Origin of the sequence: Arthrobacter sp. LFS091, assembly GCF_047977885.1 — a bacterium.
Lineage (GTDB): Bacteria > Actinomycetota > Actinomycetes > Actinomycetales > Micrococcaceae > Arthrobacter.
This window is the reverse complement of the sequence record NZ_JBFPFP010000002.1, coordinates 41,014-57,410: the sequence shown is the minus strand read 5'-3', so window position 1 is coordinate 57,410 and position 16,397 is coordinate 41,014. Positions and strand designations below refer to the sequence as shown.

The 16,397-nt window shown below is 63.4% G+C and carries 16 protein-coding genes; 10 read left to right on the top strand and 6 right to left on the bottom strand.

Annotated features, from left to right (window positions below):
- Window positions 1-37 precede the first annotated feature (37 nt).
- From ACNQOP_RS03065 to ACNQOP_RS03045, 5 genes are all read left to right on the top strand, one after another.
- Window positions 38-2,308: a carbon starvation CstA family protein gene (locus tag ACNQOP_RS03065; RefSeq protein WP_416403287.1), complete on the top strand. Its 2,271-nt coding sequence runs from the start codon at window positions 38-40 to the stop codon at window positions 2,306-2,308.
- A complete protein-coding gene (locus ACNQOP_RS03060; protein WP_284985487.1) occupies window positions 2,308-2,499 on the top strand; it encodes a YbdD/YjiX family protein in 192 nt (63 codons plus the stop codon). Before ACNQOP_RS03065 ends, ACNQOP_RS03060 begins: the two co-directional genes overlap by 1 nt.
- Window positions 2,500-2,594: 95 nt before the next feature.
- The gene (locus ACNQOP_RS03055; protein WP_284985488.1) at window positions 2,595-3,236 is read left to right on the top strand and encodes a bacterial proteasome activator family protein; all 642 of its coding nucleotides are present in this window, start codon (window positions 2,595-2,597) and stop codon (window positions 3,234-3,236) included.
- Between the two features lie 8 nt (window positions 3,237-3,244).
- Window positions 3,245-3,691: a hypothetical protein gene (locus tag ACNQOP_RS03050; protein WP_235520068.1), complete on the top strand. Its 447-nt coding sequence runs from the start codon at window positions 3,245-3,247 to the stop codon at window positions 3,689-3,691.
- A gap of 121 nt (window positions 3,692-3,812) precedes the next feature.
- Window positions 3,813-4,652, top strand: a complete 840-nt coding sequence (locus ACNQOP_RS03045; protein ID WP_284985489.1) for an aldo/keto reductase — start codon at window positions 3,813-3,815, stop codon at window positions 4,650-4,652.
- A gap of 155 nt (window positions 4,653-4,807) precedes the next feature.
- On the opposite strand, the gene ACNQOP_RS03040 is transcribed toward ACNQOP_RS03045, so the two are convergent.
- Complete coding sequence (locus tag ACNQOP_RS03040) at window positions 4,808-6,238, bottom strand: SLC13 family permease (RefSeq protein ID WP_416403285.1); 1,431 nt, start codon at window positions 6,236-6,238, stop codon at window positions 4,808-4,810.
- A 33-nt stretch (window positions 6,239-6,271) separates the two neighbouring features.
- Window positions 6,272-7,390, bottom strand: a complete 1,119-nt coding sequence (locus tag ACNQOP_RS03035; RefSeq protein ID WP_416403284.1) for a PrpF domain-containing protein — start codon at window positions 7,388-7,390, stop codon at window positions 6,272-6,274.
- A 241-nt stretch (window positions 7,391-7,631) separates the two neighbouring features.
- On the opposite strand from ACNQOP_RS03035, the gene ACNQOP_RS03030 reads away from it, so the two are divergent.
- Window positions 7,632-8,570: a LysR family transcriptional regulator gene (locus ACNQOP_RS03030; RefSeq protein WP_235520076.1), complete on the top strand. Its 939-nt coding sequence runs from the start codon at window positions 7,632-7,634 to the stop codon at window positions 8,568-8,570.
- Window positions 8,571-8,592: 22 nt separating this feature from the next.
- Here the strand turns inward: ACNQOP_RS03030 and ACNQOP_RS03025 are convergent, their stop codons facing one another.
- Entirely contained in the window at window positions 8,593-9,162 is a 570-nt protein-coding gene (locus ACNQOP_RS03025) for a hypothetical protein (RefSeq protein ID WP_416403283.1), read from the bottom strand.
- Window positions 9,163-9,408: 246 nt separating this feature from the next.
- On the opposite strand from ACNQOP_RS03025, the gene ACNQOP_RS03020 reads away from it, so the two are divergent.
- Window positions 9,409-10,365, top strand: a complete 957-nt coding sequence (locus ACNQOP_RS03020) for an Lrp/AsnC family transcriptional regulator (RefSeq protein WP_416403282.1) — start codon at window positions 9,409-9,411, stop codon at window positions 10,363-10,365.
- Here ACNQOP_RS03020 and ACNQOP_RS03015 read toward each other — a convergent pair.
- Window positions 10,346-11,788 (bottom strand): amidase family protein, encoded by a 1,443-nt coding sequence (locus ACNQOP_RS03015; RefSeq protein WP_284985492.1) that lies wholly within the window; start codon window positions 11,786-11,788, stop codon window positions 10,346-10,348. The two genes, ACNQOP_RS03020 and ACNQOP_RS03015, sit on opposite strands and share 20 nt — an antisense overlap.
- A gap of 272 nt (window positions 11,789-12,060) precedes the next feature.
- Between ACNQOP_RS03015 and ACNQOP_RS03010 the strand changes: the two genes are divergently transcribed.
- The 3 genes from ACNQOP_RS03010 to ACNQOP_RS03000 all read left to right on the top strand — a co-directional run bounded on the left by ACNQOP_RS03010 (window position 12,061) and on the right by ACNQOP_RS03000 (window position 14,881).
- Window positions 12,061-12,810, top strand: a complete 750-nt coding sequence (locus tag ACNQOP_RS03010) for a DUF5058 family protein (RefSeq protein ID WP_257370362.1) — start codon at window positions 12,061-12,063, stop codon at window positions 12,808-12,810.
- Window positions 12,811-12,871: 61 nt separating this feature from the next.
- Complete coding sequence (locus tag ACNQOP_RS03005) at window positions 12,872-13,609, top strand: hypothetical protein (protein WP_416403281.1); 738 nt, start codon at window positions 12,872-12,874, stop codon at window positions 13,607-13,609.
- A gap of 48 nt (window positions 13,610-13,657) precedes the next feature.
- The gene (locus ACNQOP_RS03000) at window positions 13,658-14,881 is read left to right on the top strand and encodes an amidohydrolase (RefSeq protein ID WP_416403280.1); all 1,224 of its coding nucleotides are present in this window, start codon (window positions 13,658-13,660) and stop codon (window positions 14,879-14,881) included.
- Between the two features lie 111 nt (window positions 14,882-14,992).
- Here ACNQOP_RS03000 and ACNQOP_RS02995 read toward each other — a convergent pair whose 3' ends face one another.
- Both ACNQOP_RS02995 and ACNQOP_RS02990 read right to left on the bottom strand, forming a co-directional pair.
- Window positions 14,993-15,166, bottom strand: coding sequence for a CsbD family protein (locus tag ACNQOP_RS02995; RefSeq protein WP_211711403.1), 174 nt, complete (start codon window positions 15,164-15,166; stop codon window positions 14,993-14,995).
- Window positions 15,167-15,287: 121 nt separating this feature from the next.
- A complete protein-coding gene (locus ACNQOP_RS02990; RefSeq protein ID WP_416403279.1) occupies window positions 15,288-16,370 on the bottom strand; it encodes a glycerophosphodiester phosphodiesterase in 1,083 nt (360 codons plus the stop codon).
- Between the last annotated feature and the right edge of the window lie 27 nt (window positions 16,371-16,397).

The window sequence follows — 16,397 nt, the reverse complement described above, 5'->3', positions numbered from 1 at the left end:
CATTTCCCATCACCGCAGCAGTTCTCAAGGAGGAGATATGGGCAAGATTCCTGACCAGGCCGGACTCGCGGAAGGACTGGATCCAACACTGCCATCGCCGGCCGTGGATGATTCCGTTCGCGAGGCCGAAGAACGACGCTGGACGCCGGCCAAGATCGGGCTCTGGGTGGCAATTTCGCTCCTTGGAGCAGTGGCATGGTTCATGGTTGCGCTGGTCCGTGGCGAAACAGTGAACGCCATCTGGTTCGTTTTCGCCGCGGTGTGCACGTACCTGATCGGCTACCGGTTCTACTCGAAGGTCATCGAGCGGTACTTGCTCAAACCGGACGATCGCCGGGCCACGCCCGCTGAATACAAGGCGGATGGCAAGGACTATGTCCGGACAGACCGCAACGTGCTGTTCGGCCACCACTTTGCTGCCATTGCAGGCGCTGGCCCGCTGGTGGGACCTGTCATCGCGGCCCAGATGGGATACCTGCCGGGCACCATCTGGATCATCGTCGGCGTCGTCCTTGCCGGTGCTGTGCAGGACTACCTGGTGATGTTCTTCTCGATGCGCCGCGGTGGCCGTTCGCTGGGCCAGATGGCCCGCGAAGAACTTGGCCTCATTGGCGGGACCGCTGCGCTGATTGCCACGCTCCTGATCATGATCATCATTGTGGCCATCCTCGCGCTCGTGGTGGTCAACGCCCTTGGTGAGAGCCCGTGGGGTGTGTTCTCCGTAGGCATGACGATCCCCATCGCGTTGTTCATGGGCGTTTACCTACGCTTTATCAGGCCCGGCAAGGTCATGGAAGTGTCCATCATCGGCTTCGTGCTCCTCATGGCCGCCATCATTGGCGGCGGTGCGGTGGCCGGCACCGAGTGGGGTGCGGCCTTCTTCCACCTGGACAAGGTAACCATCGCCTGGGGCCTCATCATCTATGGCTTCATCGCCGCGATCCTGCCGGTTTGGCTGCTCCTGGCGCCTCGGGACTATCTCTCGACGTTCATGAAGATCGGCGTGATCGTGATGCTCGCGCTTGCCATCATTGTGGTTCGTCCGGAAATCACGGTCCCGGCGTTCAGCGAGTTCGCCGGCCGCGAGAATGGGCCGGTCTTCTCCGGCGCACTGTTCCCGTTCCTGTTCGTGACCATCGCCTGTGGTGCGCTTTCAGGGTTCCACGCGCTCATTTCTTCGGGCACCACCCCCAAACTGATCGAGAAGGAGCGGCAGACCCGCTTCATCGCTTACGGCGGCATGCTGATGGAGTCCTTCGTGGCCATCATGGCCCTCGTGGCAGCGATCTCGATCGACCGCGGCATCTACTTCGCCATGAACGCTCCTTTGGCCCTGACCGGCGGGACCGTGGAGACCGCGGCGACCTGGGTGAACAGCCTGGGCCTGGCCAACGTGAACATCACGCCGGACGTCCTTGCCCAGACAGCGAAGGACGTGGGCGAGGAAAGCATCATCTCGCGCTCCGGTGGTGCCCCGACGCTTGCTGTTGGCTTGGCGCACATCATGCAGCAGTTCATCGGCGGACCCGGCCTGATGGCCTTCTGGTACCACTTCGCCATCATGTTCGAGGCCCTCTTCATCCTGACCGCAGTGGACGCGGGTACTCGTGTTGCGCGGTTCATGCTGCAGGACTCCATTGGAAACTTTGTTCCCAAGTTCAAGGAAGCCTCGTGGCGGCCCGGTGCTTGGCTGTGCACGGCCATCATGGTGGCAGCCTGGGGAGCGGTGCTGATCATGGGTGTCACAGATCCCTTGGGTGGCATCAACACCCTCTTCCCGCTGTTCGGTATCGCCAACCAGCTCCTCGCCGCGATCGCTTTGGCGGTATGCATGGCCATCGTGGCCAAGCGGGGCACCTTTAAGTGGCTGTGGATCGTCGCCGTCCCGTTGGCGTTTGCCGCCGTCGTCACCATCACGGCGAGCTTCCACAAGATCTTCTCGCCCGTCCCGGCCGTTGGATACTTCGCCAACAACCAGGCCTTCTCCAAGGCCCTGGCTGATGGCAAGACAGAATTCGGTACAGCCAAGACTGTCGCAGCCATGGAAGCAGTGATCCGGAATACCGCTATCCAAGGGTGGCTGTCCGTGATCTTTGTGGTGCTGAGCATCATCGTGATCCTCACCGCCCTCCTGGCCTCCTTCAAGGCTATCCGCGCAGGTGGGGGACAAGGGCACGAGGATCCAGCGGTGCCTTCCAGGGTCTTCGCCCCTGCAGGGCTGATCCCCACTGCGGCGGAGAAGGCTTTGCTCGCTGAATGGAACGCGCTACCCGTGGAGAAACGCACTGAGAAGGCCGGACACCACTGATGAACGCCATCGCCAAGGGCTTCCGGGGCTTCGCCGCCTACATGGGTTCGCTCATGGGTGCTGATGCCTACGCGAAGTACCTTGAGCATTTCGCCGCTACCGGTCATGCCGGTCCCGCCATGACCGAACGCGAGTTCTGGCGGGACCGGATGGACCGGCAGGACAGCAACCCGCAGGGAAGGTGCTGCTGACACCTGCGCCGGTGGTTGCCTGTTTCGCTACGAACGAAGTCCAAAAATGATGACTCGGACCTGGGTTCGCCCGAACCACATGAGAGTATGAACCAATGAGCGATCTGAACGACATTCAGCCCAAGGATGAGGCTTCGGACGACACCCCCGTGGAGGGCACCATGCTGGACGAGGGTGAGGCACAGGCCCCTGGCCAGCCGCAGACTCACGGGCAACCTGCGGACGATGCCAAGCCCAGGAGCGGTGGCCTCCACGAACTGGTGGATGAGCCTGCCAAGGTGATGCGGATCGGCACCATGGTCCGGCAGCTCCTGGAAGAAGTTAAGGCAGCACCGTTGGACGATGCTGCCCGCGGACGCCTGGCAGAAATCCACGAACGCTCCATCAAGGAACTCGAAGATGGGCTTGCGCCGGAACTCATCGAGGAACTGGAGCGCATCAGCCTTCCGTTCCCGGAGGAAAAGGCGCCTTCCGACGCCGAACTCCGCATCGCCCAAGCCCAGCTGGTGGGCTGGCTTGAGGGTCTTTTCCATGGGATCCAGGCCGCCATTGCGGCCCAACAAGCCGCCAAAGAACACGCAGCCGCCCAGATGCACCTGCGGCAGCTCCCACCTGGAACCGTCATCGCTCCCGGAATCGTTATCGGGGAAAATGGGCAACCGCAGCGGGCCGCCGCGCCCGGCGTTCCGCAGGGACGTCCCGAAGATCCCGACCACGGCCCGGGCCAGTACCTCTGAGCCTGGGGGTGGGTTTCTTTGGGGCCGTCCGGCAAGGGCGGAAAGACGATGTGGAGCTCGGCAAGGGCCTGTGGCGCCGCGCCCATGACCGCTTCCATCGGGGATTGGACCGGTACCACCAGGTACTGGAGGGCGTGGATGACGAGCAGTTGTACAACGAACTGGTGGTGATCGCCAATGAACTGGCCGGTTTGTCGCCGCGTGTCAGGGCTATTTGCGTTGAGGCGCAACGACGTTCGCCCAGTGACGGACTGGATGTTCCCGGCGCGCTGGCGGGCGTGCACCGTGCGCTGTCCAAGGCTGGGAACTCCCTTGCGACGACAGCGGAAGCTGCGGCAATGTTGAGGCTGGCGGTCGGCCCGGTGCCGGTGGGCGCGCTTTCGGTCCGTCGTCGCGCGGAAGCCGTCTTCGAGCAGGTCGCCGACGCTGAGCGGGAACTCTCCCAAGACGCATAGTGTGCAGCGTGCGCAACTACAGGCGTGCGCCTTTATTCCTCGGACGCAATAAGTTAAGCGCATAGCTGATCTGCGTAATAATTGGCGCTTTTCGATACGCCGTGCTGGCAGTATGGCAAACATGACTTCGTCACCAACACTTACTTTCAACGACGGCAACACCATCCCCCAGCTCGGCTACGGGGTGTGGCAAGTTGAAGACGATGTAGCCGAAAAGGTGGTGCGCCAGGCTTTCGAGGCCGGGTTCCGCCACATCGATACCGCCAAGATCTACGGCAACGAGGCTGGCGTCGGCCGTGCCATTGCCTCCTCCGGCCTTTCCGCCGAAGAAATCTTCATCACCACCAAGCTGTGGAATGCCGACCAGGGCTACGAGTCCACGCTGCAGGCTTTCGAGGAATCCATGGATCGCCTCGGCCTGGAGACCCTGGACCTCTACCTCATCCACTGGCAGCAGCCCAAGCAGGAAAAGTACGTTGACACCTGGAAGGCCCTTATCGAGCTCCAGAAGCGCGGCCGGGTCAAGTCCATCGGTGTTTCCAACTTCACCAAGGAAGGCCTGCAGCACATCATTGATGAGACCGGCGTAGTGCCGGCCATCAACCAGGTGGAGCTGCACCCGTTCTTCAACCAGTCCGAGCTGCGCGAGTTCAACGCGTCCAAGGGCATCCTGACCCAGGCGTGGTCCCCGCTGGGCCAGGGAGGCGAGCTGTTGGAGAGCGCCACCATTGCTGAGATCGCTACCAAGCACGACGCCACGCCGGCACAGGTGGTCATCGCCTGGCACCTGGCCATCGGCAACGTTGTCATCCCCAAGTCGGTCACCGAGTCACGTATCCGGGAGAACTTCGCCGCCCTGAACGTCACGCTGGACGCTACCGACGTCGAGGCCATCAACGGCCTGGACCGCGGCGCTGAGGGCCGCATCGGTCCGGACCCGGCAGTCTCCGACTTCGCCTGACATCCGCCCTTTCCCGGGTAAGCCAAAGGCAGGACGCTCTGTGAGCGTCCTGCCTTTGTCCTTAGCGCATGAAGTCCCTGCGCCCGTCCGTCGGGTTTCCTGTTGCGATGGAGTGCAGGGCCTTCCCGCGCTTGCCGGATATTGCTCCGGCAGGCCTACATGATGCCGGTGGGTACCAGCAGGGCCCAAGCCAGTGCCGGGGCAACCAGGACGACTCCACCGGCGTACATCATCAGCTGCTTGTATACGCGCTGGCGGTCGTGCTCCCGTGCGTTGGCCACCACCAGTGCGCCGTCAGTGGAGAACGGCGAAACGTCTACCACCGTGGCTGCAATCGCCAGGGCCGCGACCGTTCCGGAAGCGCTGAGTGAGCTGGTGGCCAGCAGGGGCCCCGCTAGCGGGATGAAGGCGGTCAGCAGGGCGGTGGACGAGGCGAAGGCCGATCCGACGCCAATGACGTAGCAGAGGACCAAGGCGATCAGCAGGGGTGCGCCCAGGGCGAGTGCCTGCTCGGCGAGGGTGTCGATGACGCCGACGTGCTGGAGCAGGGAGACGTAGGTGATCATGCCGGCGACCAGCAGGACGGTGGACCAGGAAATGCCACCGATGAACGTCTGGTGCTCCTTGATGTTTACCAGTGCCAGGAGAAGGCCGGCGGACAGGGCAACGAAGCCGATGGGCATGTGGAAGCCCAAAGTGCACACGAGGATTGCCAGGATCAGGGCCAGGGTCAGGAACTGCTGTCCATTGGGGCGTCCGATCCGCGGGGTGTCCAGCGCGGAGTACTCGTTGGCGTGCTTGTCCCGGAGTTTGCCCAGCAGCCCAAACAGTACGATCGTCAGCGCCGAAAGAATGAAGTTCAGGGCGAAGCTTGCCAGGAACAGTGACCCCTGGTCGATCGGGAAGCCGTTCTTCATGGCGATGTCGTGAACCAATACGCCAGCCACGGACAGGGGCGAGAAACCGCCGGCATGTGCGCCATTGATGACGAAGGCCCCCATGAGGACGGGATGGATGCGCGACTCATAGGCCAGCCCCAGCGCCGCCGGAGCCAGAAGTGCCACAGCTGCGGGGGAGAACGTGCCCAATGAAGTCAGGGCTGCGGCCATGAGGAAGAAAACCCAAGGCAGCAGCATGGTCTTGCCGCGGACCAGGCGGACGCATGTCTGCACAATGATGTCGATGGAGCCATTCCGCTGCGCCATGCTGAAGAAGTACGTGACGCCGATGATCGTCAGCACGATGCTGGCCGGGAACTCTTCCAGGATCTCCTTGTCGGACATGCCAAGGACGAAATAGCCGACGCCGAAGGAAGCAACCAGCCCCATCACACCGATGTTGAGCGGCCACTTGGTTGCCACCACGAACATCACCACCAGGATGATGAGCGGGATGATCTGCGTTGCGGTCAAGGTCGGCTCCGATCCCGAGGCCGCCGCAGGGCTGCCAAGGACACCTCCGAACAGGAGGGCGGCAAGACCCAAGACGGTGATGGCGACAGCCGTCACCAGCAGGATACGACGGCGGCGCTTGGGCCGCGCTTCAACTGTGGGGCTTGGTGCAGTCTTTTCTGCGGTGTTAGTCATGGTGCTCTCTCTTCATCGAGTAGCGCTGGCTGTTCAGCGGGTAGCGCCGGCAAGTGAGGCGTCGACGGTGTTGTCGAGCGTCTCGGGGAGGTGGATGGTGGTGGTTGCGATGGTGCGGGCTGTCCGATCCACGCCAATGATCAGGGAACCGTCCTTTTCCTCGCTCCATGTCTCGATCACGCCGGCCGGCGTCCGCAGCTTCAGGGTTGGCCGAAGGTCATGTTCGGTGATGTCGTACAAAACGGTGCCTGGTGTGCCGGCTGCGAGCGTCAGTGCGATGCTTCCCGTGATGGCGAGGGCGGGGTGCGGCTTGCCCATGGAGAGCATCATGACGCTGACGTCGCTGCCGGCGTCGGACTGGGCGGGCGGGGCGACGATGGCGACTTTCGGGATGGCCCGTGCCGCTTCGCTGGTGGACGCGGCGAGCCCCATGCGTACTGCTGCTTGGCGTCGAATCGTCTCGAGTGTCTCCAATTGCAGTTCGACGCCGGTCAACCAGCTGTCGTAGCGCTCAGGGTCCAGGCCGAGCTCTTCGGCCCGGACGATTACTACCGGCGCTCCGGCGTCGACAAGCGAAGCAGTCCAGCGTGTCCCGCCTGCAGTGATCGTCTCCGTCGGGGAGCCGGTGGGAAGAAGCTGGCCCGTGGTTTTACCGGCAGGGTCCTGGAAACCAAGGCCCACCCGGTACCCGGGGAACGGAACGCCGGGCATCTCCGCCTGCGGGACGATCGGGAGGGCCCCGGCCGGGGTGGATATCCGCTGGATGATGATCTGGCCTGTGTTGGTATTCCGCGTGACGATCCGGGTGATCTCCCCGGTGGGTGTGACCCAGCCCTTCTCGATGGCATACAAGCCCACCACGGCCGAGCAGTTGCCGCAGTTGCTGCCCCAGTCCACGGTGGCTTCCTCAATTCCCACCTGGGCGAAGGTGAACTCGACATCCACGTCGTCGTCCGCTGGGCGGCGAACGATCATCGCTTTGCTGGTTGTCGACGTCGCGCCGCCCACACCGTCGATTTGCCGGTGGTCGGGGCTGCCGAACAGCCGCGGGAGCAGCGCATCCGGACTGGTTTCAGTCTCACCGAATTGCCCGCTTTCGAAGACCCAGCATTTGCTGGTGCCTCCGCGCATCCATTCCGCTTCGATGTTCATGGTCAGTTCCTTGCTTCTCTGTCGCCCAGGCTCGTTCAAGGGCATACTTCGAGATTGAGGCACATCACATTTGAAGACAATGTTGGATATCTTGGGTGGGATGAAGCAATGCTTCATTCACCAGCGGATCAGTCCTGAATGGACGATGGAGGAGGCGTTTACACCCACTGGAAACCCTTTTATCCTGCGGTATCGAAGGCAGCTTGTATAGAATGAACGAATTCCTAGGAAGGGTGAACTGTTGCTTAACGATGAGGGCCAGGATCTTTTTGATATTCGACGGCTCGCGCTGCTGGTCGAGGTTGTTGAGCAAGGTTCCATCACCGCGGCCGCGGATCTCATGCTTTACTCTCCCTCGGCGGTTTCCCAGCAGCTGAGGAAACTGGAACAGGAAGTGGGGCAACCGCTCCTCAACCGCCGCTCACGTGGGGTGGTGCCGACAGAAGCGGGACAAGTGCTGGCTGGCCACGCCCGCAAGATCGTTGGCCAGATGCGTGCGGCCCAATCGGACCTGGACCAAATCGCTGGACTCAAGCGCGGGTCGCTGACAGTTGGAACCTTCCCTACCCTTGCCGGATCCTTCCTCCCGGTAGTCATCAGGGCGTTCAAAAAGCGCTACCCGGCAATTGGCCTGTCCGTGCGCAGTGCGCGTTTCGATGACCTGGTATCGGACCTGCAGTCCGGCGTCACTGGCCTGTGCCTCCTCTGGGACTACCCGTGGAACAGATTCCAGGACGACTCGATTCGGGTCACTGAAGTCTTCCAGGAGAGCACGGTGATCCTGGTGTCCCGGGGACACCCCTTGGCGGGGCGCGAAGAGATCCGAATGGAGGAGCTGCGCAAGGAATCCTGGATCGTTCGGGCGGAGGCCCACCCCGTGGTGGAAGTGCTGCAACGTTCAGCCCACGAAGCCGGGTTCGAACCAACCATCGGCTTCCTGGCCAACGACTACCAGGAAGCCCAGGCCATGGTGAGCGTGGGGATGGGCGTGGCCATGGTGCCCAAAACCGCCGTCGCACTCCAACACCCTGACGTAAGGGTTATCAGCTTGGGTTCCGCCGCACCTTTGCGCCGGGTACTGCTGGCCCAACGCCAGGACAAGGTCTACGCACCGGCGGAAGTGGCCTTCCACTCCACCCTGCTGGAGATAGCGCGTGAGCGCGCGGGGGATTACCTGTAGCCGAGGGGCTTGCTGCGTCGGCCTACCGCCGGGACATGTTAAGGATGACCCGATAGCCGTCCGCGGGCCATTCTTCTTCCACTATGCATACTTCGTCCGTGCCGCCTCCGTCGCGGTCGTTTTCTTTGATGCAGCCGTCCTCTGACAGCTTCGATTTGCTGACGTCCATCCCTATGCGGGTGGCAACGTCGTTGAGGCTGACGGGATGATCAACCCTCCACTCGGCCCGGAGTCTAATGCAGGCGGTGTCGATGGAGAGACAGCCGGCCTCTACCTTCGGATCGCTCCGGTGCGTGAGAACCCAGTCGCCCTCCGGTGCATTGTCGGCCGCGGCCATGACAGCTTTGGCCTTCTCGGCGTGGCTCCCACCGCCGTTGATGGAGTTGACCAGGGCGGAGCACCCCGCGAACAGGAGGATCAGCACGAAAATGCCGATGCCACCGAGAATCCACCCGAGTTTGCTCTTCTTTTTGGGCTGTAGCGGGCCGTACTGCTGTGGTGGGCCGTACTGCTGTGGCGGGTCGTACTGCGGGCGCTGCTGGTGATGCTGGCCGGGAAACGGTTGAGGTGGCGGATGTCCGTACGGTTCCATGCAGTGAATGTCTCCTGGGTCGTCGTCAAGGACAGTAGTTGTCGAGGCTGATGACAATGGCGCCTTGCCCGTCCTCCAAGACAGCGTAAGGGTTCATGCGCGCTGTCATGCCTCCCGCCGTCGGCCTCGACGTGTTTCTGCCCGCAGTTGTCCCTAAACTGTGGCAGGAACCCCTCTCGGCAGTTGCCCGGAGGAGCCCCCGGGCGCATACGCCCAGTTCACCAGCACAGACCGGACGGAGCCTGCATGGCGGTGTTTGACGCATTGGAGCGGCAGATCGTGGCTGCCCTGCAGCTGGATCCCCGGTGTCCCTGGCGCAAGATGGCCGCCGTCCTGGGTGAGGCCGAGCGGACTGTGGCCCGCCGCGGATCGCAGCTGCTGGAGTCCGGTGCCGTAGCGGTAGTGGGAATCCGGCCAAGGCCCGCGGTGGTGTTGGTGGAGATGCGGTGCCTGCCCGGGACAGTGCGCGCAGCCGCGAATGCACTTTCCCAGCGCGGTGACACCACGTTCGTCTACACCACAACGGGCACGGGCGACTGCGTGGCCGAAGTCCTCACCGAAACGGGCCGGATGGGGGACGTCCTGTCAGATGAACTCCCATCCACCATTGGGCTCAGGGATTCGACCAGCTATCCGGTGCTCCGATACTTCCGCACGATTCGCGGCTGGCGGCCGGAAGTCCTTCCGGCAGATAAGGCCGAGGCGTTGCGTTCGAACCTCGCGCAGGACTCCGGCATCCTGGTCAGGCAGCAGCACATGAGCCGCCAGGATAACGAACTCATCGACGCACTGTGCGCTGATGGCAGGATGAGCTTCGAAGCGCTGGGGCGTCGGGTAGGGGTGTCGGAGGCCACCGCGCGGCGGCGAAGCGAATGGCTGCTGACCAACAACCAGGTCCATGTGCGGGCGATTGTTGAGCCTGCGTCCTTTGGCCTGGCTGTTGAGGCGCTGCTCTGGATCAGGGCTTCGCCGCAGCACGTTGAGCGTGTAGGAAAGAGCCTCGCTGAACTTCCCACGGTCCGGTATGCCGCCGCGATCGCCGGCAATTACCAGATCATGGCCGACGTCACTGTGGAGGACATGTCCTCCCTTTACCGTTTCATCACGGACTCTGAGTGGGCCCAGGAGGCCACCGGCGTGGACGTGTCGATCCTGCTGGACGCGCGAAAGCGCGGGGGACGGGTCATGCGCTCGCCGTGGTGACGGGCTCGGCTTTCACAACAGGCGCGACGGCGGCGTACCGGGTCCGCTGCTCGAAGGCATGGCCGTAGCGGAGCAGCTGCATATCCGTGTAGTGGTTGCTGGCCAGCTGGAGGCCGATGGGCAGCCCGGAGGAACTGAATCCCGCCGGCACGCTGAGCACAGGAAGGCCGGTGGCCGAGAGGAGGCAGGCCGATCGCATCCAATCCAGATAGGTCTCGGAGGGTACGCCGGCAACGTCCAAGGGGTAGCGGAGGGCGGCGTCGAAGGGGAGCACCTGGGCGCACGGGCTGGCGAACAGATCGTATCGGCCAAAGAAGTCCTGGATGCCACGTTCCAACCGGGTCCGGGCTGCCGCGGTTTCAATGAGGTCCCGGGCCGTCAACGCGAACCCCTTTTCCACATTCCAGTGCACTTCAGGCTTGATCACGTCCCCCGCGCGAGCCAGGAGGGGCCCCAGGCCAGCAGCGAAGTCCATGGCGCGCGTGTTGCCAAACACCAGGTCCGCTTCGCTGAAATCGGGAGTCGCTTCTTCCACGATCGCCCCGAGTTCCTCGAAAACGGAAAGCTGCCGTTCCAGATGTTCCACGATTTCGGGCTCCACAGGCACGCCGATGCCAAAGTCGCGGGACCAGCCGATCCGCACGCCGCGCATGTCCGTCTCCATGCTGGAGCGGAAAACCTCAGGATCCAGGCCCTCAGGGTGCGGAACCCGCGGATCCTTGCCTGCCGTGACGGACATGAACAACGCAATGTCCTCCACGCTCCGGGCCATCGGTCCGGTCCTTCCCAGCCACGCGAAGGCGTTGACATCGGACGGCATGGGGATGACCGCCGTCGACGGCCTGAAACCCACCACGTTGCAGAAGGAAGCCGGGATGCGCAGCGAACCGCCCATGTCGCTGCCGTCGCCGATGCTTTGGACGCGGGAGGCTACGACGGCGGCCACCCCGCCGCTGCTGCCTCCGGCACTCAGGGTTGGTGCGTAGGGATTGGTAGTGGTGCCGAAGAGGTCGTTGAACGTGTGCGAGCCCGCGCCGAACTCGGGAACATTCGACTTCCCTGTGCTGACCACGCCGGCTGCCTTGAGCCGCGCGATGATGAGGTCGTCGGCGTCGGGTACGAAGTCGCGCAAGGCGAGGGAGCCCTGGGTGGTGCGCATCCCGGCGGTGTTGTTCGTGTCCTTGTGCGTCATGGGCAGGCCGTGGAGGGGCGGCAGGTCAGCCCCCGAAGCCGTCAGCTGGTCGGCGCGATGGGCCAACTCCTGGGCGCCGTCGGCGTCCAGGGTCACCACGGCGTTGATCACGGGGTTCACTTCGGCAATGCGGTCCAGGTGATCGGCCAACGCTTCCCGCGCCGAGATTTTCTTCCCCCGGATTGCTGCGGAAAGTTCGACGGCGGACAGCTCGCCAATGGTGTCGGACATGGTGCTCCTTTGCTGGATGTCTACTGCCTGAAAGTGTGCCGGGTCACACCGAGGTAGGGAAGCCGCGATCGAGTGATGGCAAGCTTTGACCGATTCGGCCATTCATGTGGCTGATTCCGTCAGCTATTGTGTGTGATCCGGCTCATAGCAGAAGGTGTTGGTAACCCGCTGGCCGATCTGGTCGGAGGGTAAGGATTAGCCCTACGGCGCCGCATACCGCACAGCGTGGTTCGGTCACGGAGTTGCCGCGGGGCCAACACCCGGAGGTTCCTTTGTTCCAACCCCTGGCACTTCAACCCCTCGCCCCCACTGACTCCACCGACATCATGGCCATCGCCAACAATCCCGTGCTGTGGATCTGCGTGGCCGGCGTCTTCGGCGTCATCATCATCCAATCCGTGATCTTCATGAAAGCGGCCCGACGCGCAGCCCCCTCCGTGGACATGAGTACGCAGGACATCAAAACCTCATTCCGTTCGGGCGCCGTATCGGCCATTGGCCCTTCCCTGGCTGTCTCCCTTGTAGCCATTGCCCTCCTGGGCCTTTTCGGAGCCCCGGCGGTCCTGTCCCGTATCGGCCTGATCGGCTCCGCGGCCTACGACGTTTCGGCCGCCGGCATCGCAGCAGGGTCCATGGGCGCCAAGCTTGGGGACGCCACTTATACGCAAAGTGTCTTCGCCGTCGCGTTCTTCGCCATGAGCATCGGCGGAGCCATGTGGATGCTCGCCACCCTCATTCTGACGCCGCTGCTGCGCAAAGGCGACGCCAAGATCCGCTCCATCAACCCCGCGGCCATGGCCATCGTCCCGGCGGCGGCACTGATCGGAGCTTTCTCCTGCCTGGGGCTCACCGAGTTGCCCAAGTCCGGCATCCATGTGCTGTCCTTCATCGTCTCCGCGGCCGTTATGGGGACCTGCCTCCTGCTGGCCAAGAAGTTGGGCAAGAGCTGGCTGCGGGAGTGGGGTCTCGGGATTTCCATCGTCATCGGCCTGGCCGCCGCTTATCTGGCCGCCGGCGCCTGAGCCGGCCCGCCGCCGTCGTCCTCCACACCGGCACCTGACCCGGGCACGAAAGGAACACCCCATGTCTTCCATCACCTCTGATCCCACCACCACCAGCACCGCCTCCATGGCGGACTTCAACCGCACCACGTCCCGCTGGGGCCAAATCACCATGATCGCCGGCCTGCTGATTTCCGTTGCCGGTCCGCTGTACCTTGTCTTCGCCACCGGCCTCGATATTGGACCGGCGCAGCTCTGGGTCGCTTTTGCGGCCGTCGCTGCAACGTTCGGCATCATCTGGATCGTCGAGCCGCTCACGTACTATCCGATCCTGGGGCCAGCCGCGATGTACCAGGCGTTCATGATCGGCAACATCTCCAACAAGCTCCTGCCAGCCGCGCTGATCGCCCAAACCAACATCGGCGCAAAGCCGGGCAGCAAGCGGGCTGAACTTGCCGCCGTCGTCGCCATCTGCGGCGCCGCGGTAGTCCACCTGACCTCGCTGGCGATCTTTGTTGGGCTCCTGGGCACGTGGTTGATCAGCGTCATCCCGCCTTCGGTTTTGATGGTCACCCGCTTGTATGTGCTGCCCACTGTGCTGGGTGCCGTGCTGGTCCAGGCCTTCGTGTCCATGAAGCAGCCCCGCACCACCGTGTTCGCCCTGCTGGTCTCGGCCGTCGTCGTGTTCGTGGTGTTGCCGCTGGTGCCGTCACTCGCCATGGTTTCCACCGCCATCGCCGTTCTGGGGACCATCCTGTTGGCCTGGTTCTTCCGCAACAAGGCCACCATCGCTGAGGCGAAGCCCATCCACATTGAGTAGCAGCAGCGCACAGAACAGAGCCATCACCCGCGAAGGAAGACAGGACAAATGACAGCCACAGCTACCCTCCCCATGCTCGACGCCAACCAGACAGCCAAGCTCCACGAGTTGTACCGGCACCTCCACGCACACCCGGAGCTGTCCATGCAGGAGTTCGCCACCGCCACCCTGATCGAGGAGCAGCTGGACGGGCTCGGCATCGAGCACTTCCGCTGCGGAGGAACCGGTGTTGTGGGCGTCCTGCGGAACGGCGACGGACCAGTGGTGGCCTTCCGCGCCGACTCCGATGGCCTTCCCATCGAGGAAGCAACCGGCCTCCACTATGCAAGCACGGACACTGGCACGCTTCCGGATGGCACGGTGGTTCCCGTCATGCACGGTTGCGGCCACGACACGCACGTGGCCAGCCTGTTGGGTGCCGCCGAAGTGCTTACAGACAACCGGGACGTCTGGTCAGGAACGCTGGTGCTGATCTTCCAGCCCGGCGAGGAGACTGCAGCCGGCGCGCTTGCCATGCTCGACGACGGACTGTGGGACAAGGCGCCGAAGCCGGAAGTGGTGTTCGGGCAGCACGTCATGCCACGTCCGGTGGGCACTGTCGCGATCTCCAGCGGACCGGTCGCTGCCATGGCCGATTCACTCAGGGTCACCGTACATGGGCAGCAATCACACGGCTCACAGCCGCAGGATTCCATTGATCCGATCGTCATGGCCGCACACATGGTCACCCGGTTGCAGGGGATCGTGTCCCGCGAGATCGACCCGCGGAAGTCCGCCGTCGTCACCGTTGGGACCTTCCATGCCGGCCTTAAGGAGAACATCATTCCGGCCTCGGCCGAGTTCACGCTCAACATTCGCACGTTCGATGAGGACGTCCGTCGCCAGGTCCTTGCCGCGGTCCGTCGCATCGTTACGGCCGAGGCCGCCGCGTCAGGTGCACCCGGGCCGGACATCGAGGAAATGTACCGTTTCCCGCAGTGCTTCAACGACCCCGACGCCGTTCCTCCCGTGCTGGAGGCGCTGCGGCTGGCGTTGGGGGCCGAGTCGGTGGAAATCACTCCTCCGATGATGGGCAGCGAGGACTTCGGGCACCTCGGCACTGCGATCGGTGTTCCGTCGGTGTTTTGGATGTTCGGTGGGACGCCGGTTGCCGGGCTTGAAGGGCCTGTCCCGGTCAACCACTCGCCGTTCTTCGCTCCCGAGCTGGAAGGTTCACTGGCCGGGGGAGTCTCTGCCGCCGTCGCGGTTTTGTTGTCCCGGCTGGGGAACTGAGGGGCGCATGCGCCGGGCTGCCTGCGCATAGTCTGCTGCTCCAACCCAGCCAGCTGCAGGCACGAAAAAGGCGCGCCCGTTCGCTGAGCGCGCCTTTCCCGTGATGTCTTGTCAGTCCTTGAAAGCGTCCTTGACCTTTTCGCCGGCCTGCTTCAGATCGCCCTTGGCTTGGTCAGTCTGGCCCTCAGCCTTCAGGCTTTCGTCGCCGGTGGCGTTGCCTGCAGCTTCCTTGCCCTTGCCGCCTGCCTTTTCGGCAGCGTTCTCAATCTTGTCGCCCAGTCCCATGGTGTTTCCTCCTCTGGTTCGGCAGCCGATCGTGTTCGGCCGCCTCCATACTAAGCAGTCTTAGTATCTGGTTGGCAAGTCTGGTAACTCGAAGCCGCGGTCAATGAAGACCTGCGTCGGGCTACTTGGCGGCTGACATGCCCGGTTGCAGGGTGTATTGCTTGGGCAGCTTCAGGGACCGTTCGGCCATCACGTCCCGCAGCTGGTCCGGGTAGTCGGTGATGACGCCGTCCACGCCGTCGTCCATGAGTTTGCGCATCGTTGGTTTGTCATCGACCGTCCATGGGATGACTTGCATTCCCTTGGCGTGGGCGCGGGTCACCATGTCGGCGTTCACGTAGGGCACGTAGCCAGGGTCTGTGACGGTGCCGTTCTGTGGTGTGCCGTGGACGGGAGAGATAGCGTCGAAGCCGAGGGAAGCGGCAGCGTCCACCAGGTCCCCGCCGAAGTCGTCCGCGTCGATTCCGCCGAGCCAGGGGGATTTGCCCGGTTGTCCGACCTGGAGGAAGTCCTTGTTGGTCAGTGCGACGGTGCGGATGCCGGGCTGGCGTTCCTTCACCAGGCGCAGCGAGCCCCAGTCGAAGCTTTCGATGGAGACGCGTTCTGCCATGTGTGCTTTGTTGATTTCGCGCAGGGCCACCTCGACGAACTGTTCGCGCGGGGCGGTCTCTTCGGGTGCGCCGGCTTCGACCTTGGTTTCGATGTTGAACTTGACCTGGCTGGCCCGGTAACGGTTGGCGAGGTCGAATACTTCGGCGAGGGTGGGCATCTTCGCACCCGGGGAGGGCTGTTGGCCGGGGAACTGGGGCAGTGTCTGGGAGCCGCAGTCCAGGCTGCGGACCTGGTCGAAGGTGAGGTCCTTGATGTACTTGCCGACGTACGGGTAGGACGGGTCACCCGGGGTGACGGGTGCGGTGTCTTTGCATTTCTGGCCGCTGATCTTCCGGTCGTGGGTGATGACCTCCCGGCCGTCCTTGGTGATCTGCAGGTCCATCTCCAGGGTGGACACGCCGGTCTCGATGCCCTTGGCGAAAGAGGCGAGCGTGGATTCGACGGTCAGGCCGATGCCGCCGCGGTGCGCTTGCAGGTCAAAGTGGTTGTCGGTGCCGTGGGGGTTGGTGTCCGAGGCGTGGGCCGGGAGGGATGTTCCCAGGGCGAGGCCGGCGGTAATGGCGGCCGCGGTCAGCAGCTTCGTGTATTTCATGGGTTCTCCAAAGTGGGTCGGGTGGCG

Bases quoted from the DNA above. Each gene is read 5' to 3' on its own strand.
- ACNQOP_RS03000 (WP_416403280.1), top strand. From the start codon at position 13,658: ATGACAGCCACAGCTACCCTCCCCATGCTCGACGCCAACCAGACAGCC.
- ACNQOP_RS03015 (WP_284985492.1), bottom strand. From the start codon at position 11,788: ATGTCCGACACCATTGGCGAGCTGTCCGCCGTCGAACTTTCCGCAGCA.
- ACNQOP_RS02995 (WP_211711403.1), bottom strand. From the start codon at position 15,166: ATGGGACTGGGCGACAAGATTGAGAACGCTGCCGAAAAGGCAGGCGGC.
- ACNQOP_RS03040 (WP_416403285.1), bottom strand. From the start codon at position 6,238: ATGACTAACACCGCAGAAAAGACTGCACCAAGCCCCACAGTTGAAGCG.
- ACNQOP_RS03045 (WP_284985489.1), top strand. From the start codon at position 3,813: ATGACTTCGTCACCAACACTTACTTTCAACGACGGCAACACCATCCCC.
- ACNQOP_RS03065 (WP_416403287.1), top strand. From the start codon at position 38: ATGGGCAAGATTCCTGACCAGGCCGGACTCGCGGAAGGACTGGATCCA.
- ACNQOP_RS03055 (WP_284985488.1), top strand. From the start codon at position 2,595: ATGAGCGATCTGAACGACATTCAGCCCAAGGATGAGGCTTCGGACGAC.
- ACNQOP_RS03035 (WP_416403284.1), bottom strand. From the start codon at position 7,390: ATGAACATCGAAGCGGAATGGATGCGCGGAGGCACCAGCAAATGCTGG.
- ACNQOP_RS02990 (WP_416403279.1), bottom strand. From the start codon at position 16,370: ATGAAATACACGAAGCTGCTGACCGCGGCCGCCATTACCGCCGGCCTC.
- ACNQOP_RS03005 (WP_416403281.1), top strand. From the start codon at position 12,872: ATGTCTTCCATCACCTCTGATCCCACCACCACCAGCACCGCCTCCATG.
- ACNQOP_RS03060 (WP_284985487.1), top strand. From the start codon at position 2,308: ATGAACGCCATCGCCAAGGGCTTCCGGGGCTTCGCCGCCTACATGGGT.
- ACNQOP_RS03025 (WP_416403283.1), bottom strand. From the start codon at position 9,162: ATGGAACCGTACGGACATCCGCCACCTCAACCGTTTCCCGGCCAGCAT.
- ACNQOP_RS03020 (WP_416403282.1), top strand. From the start codon at position 9,409: ATGGCGGTGTTTGACGCATTGGAGCGGCAGATCGTGGCTGCCCTGCAG.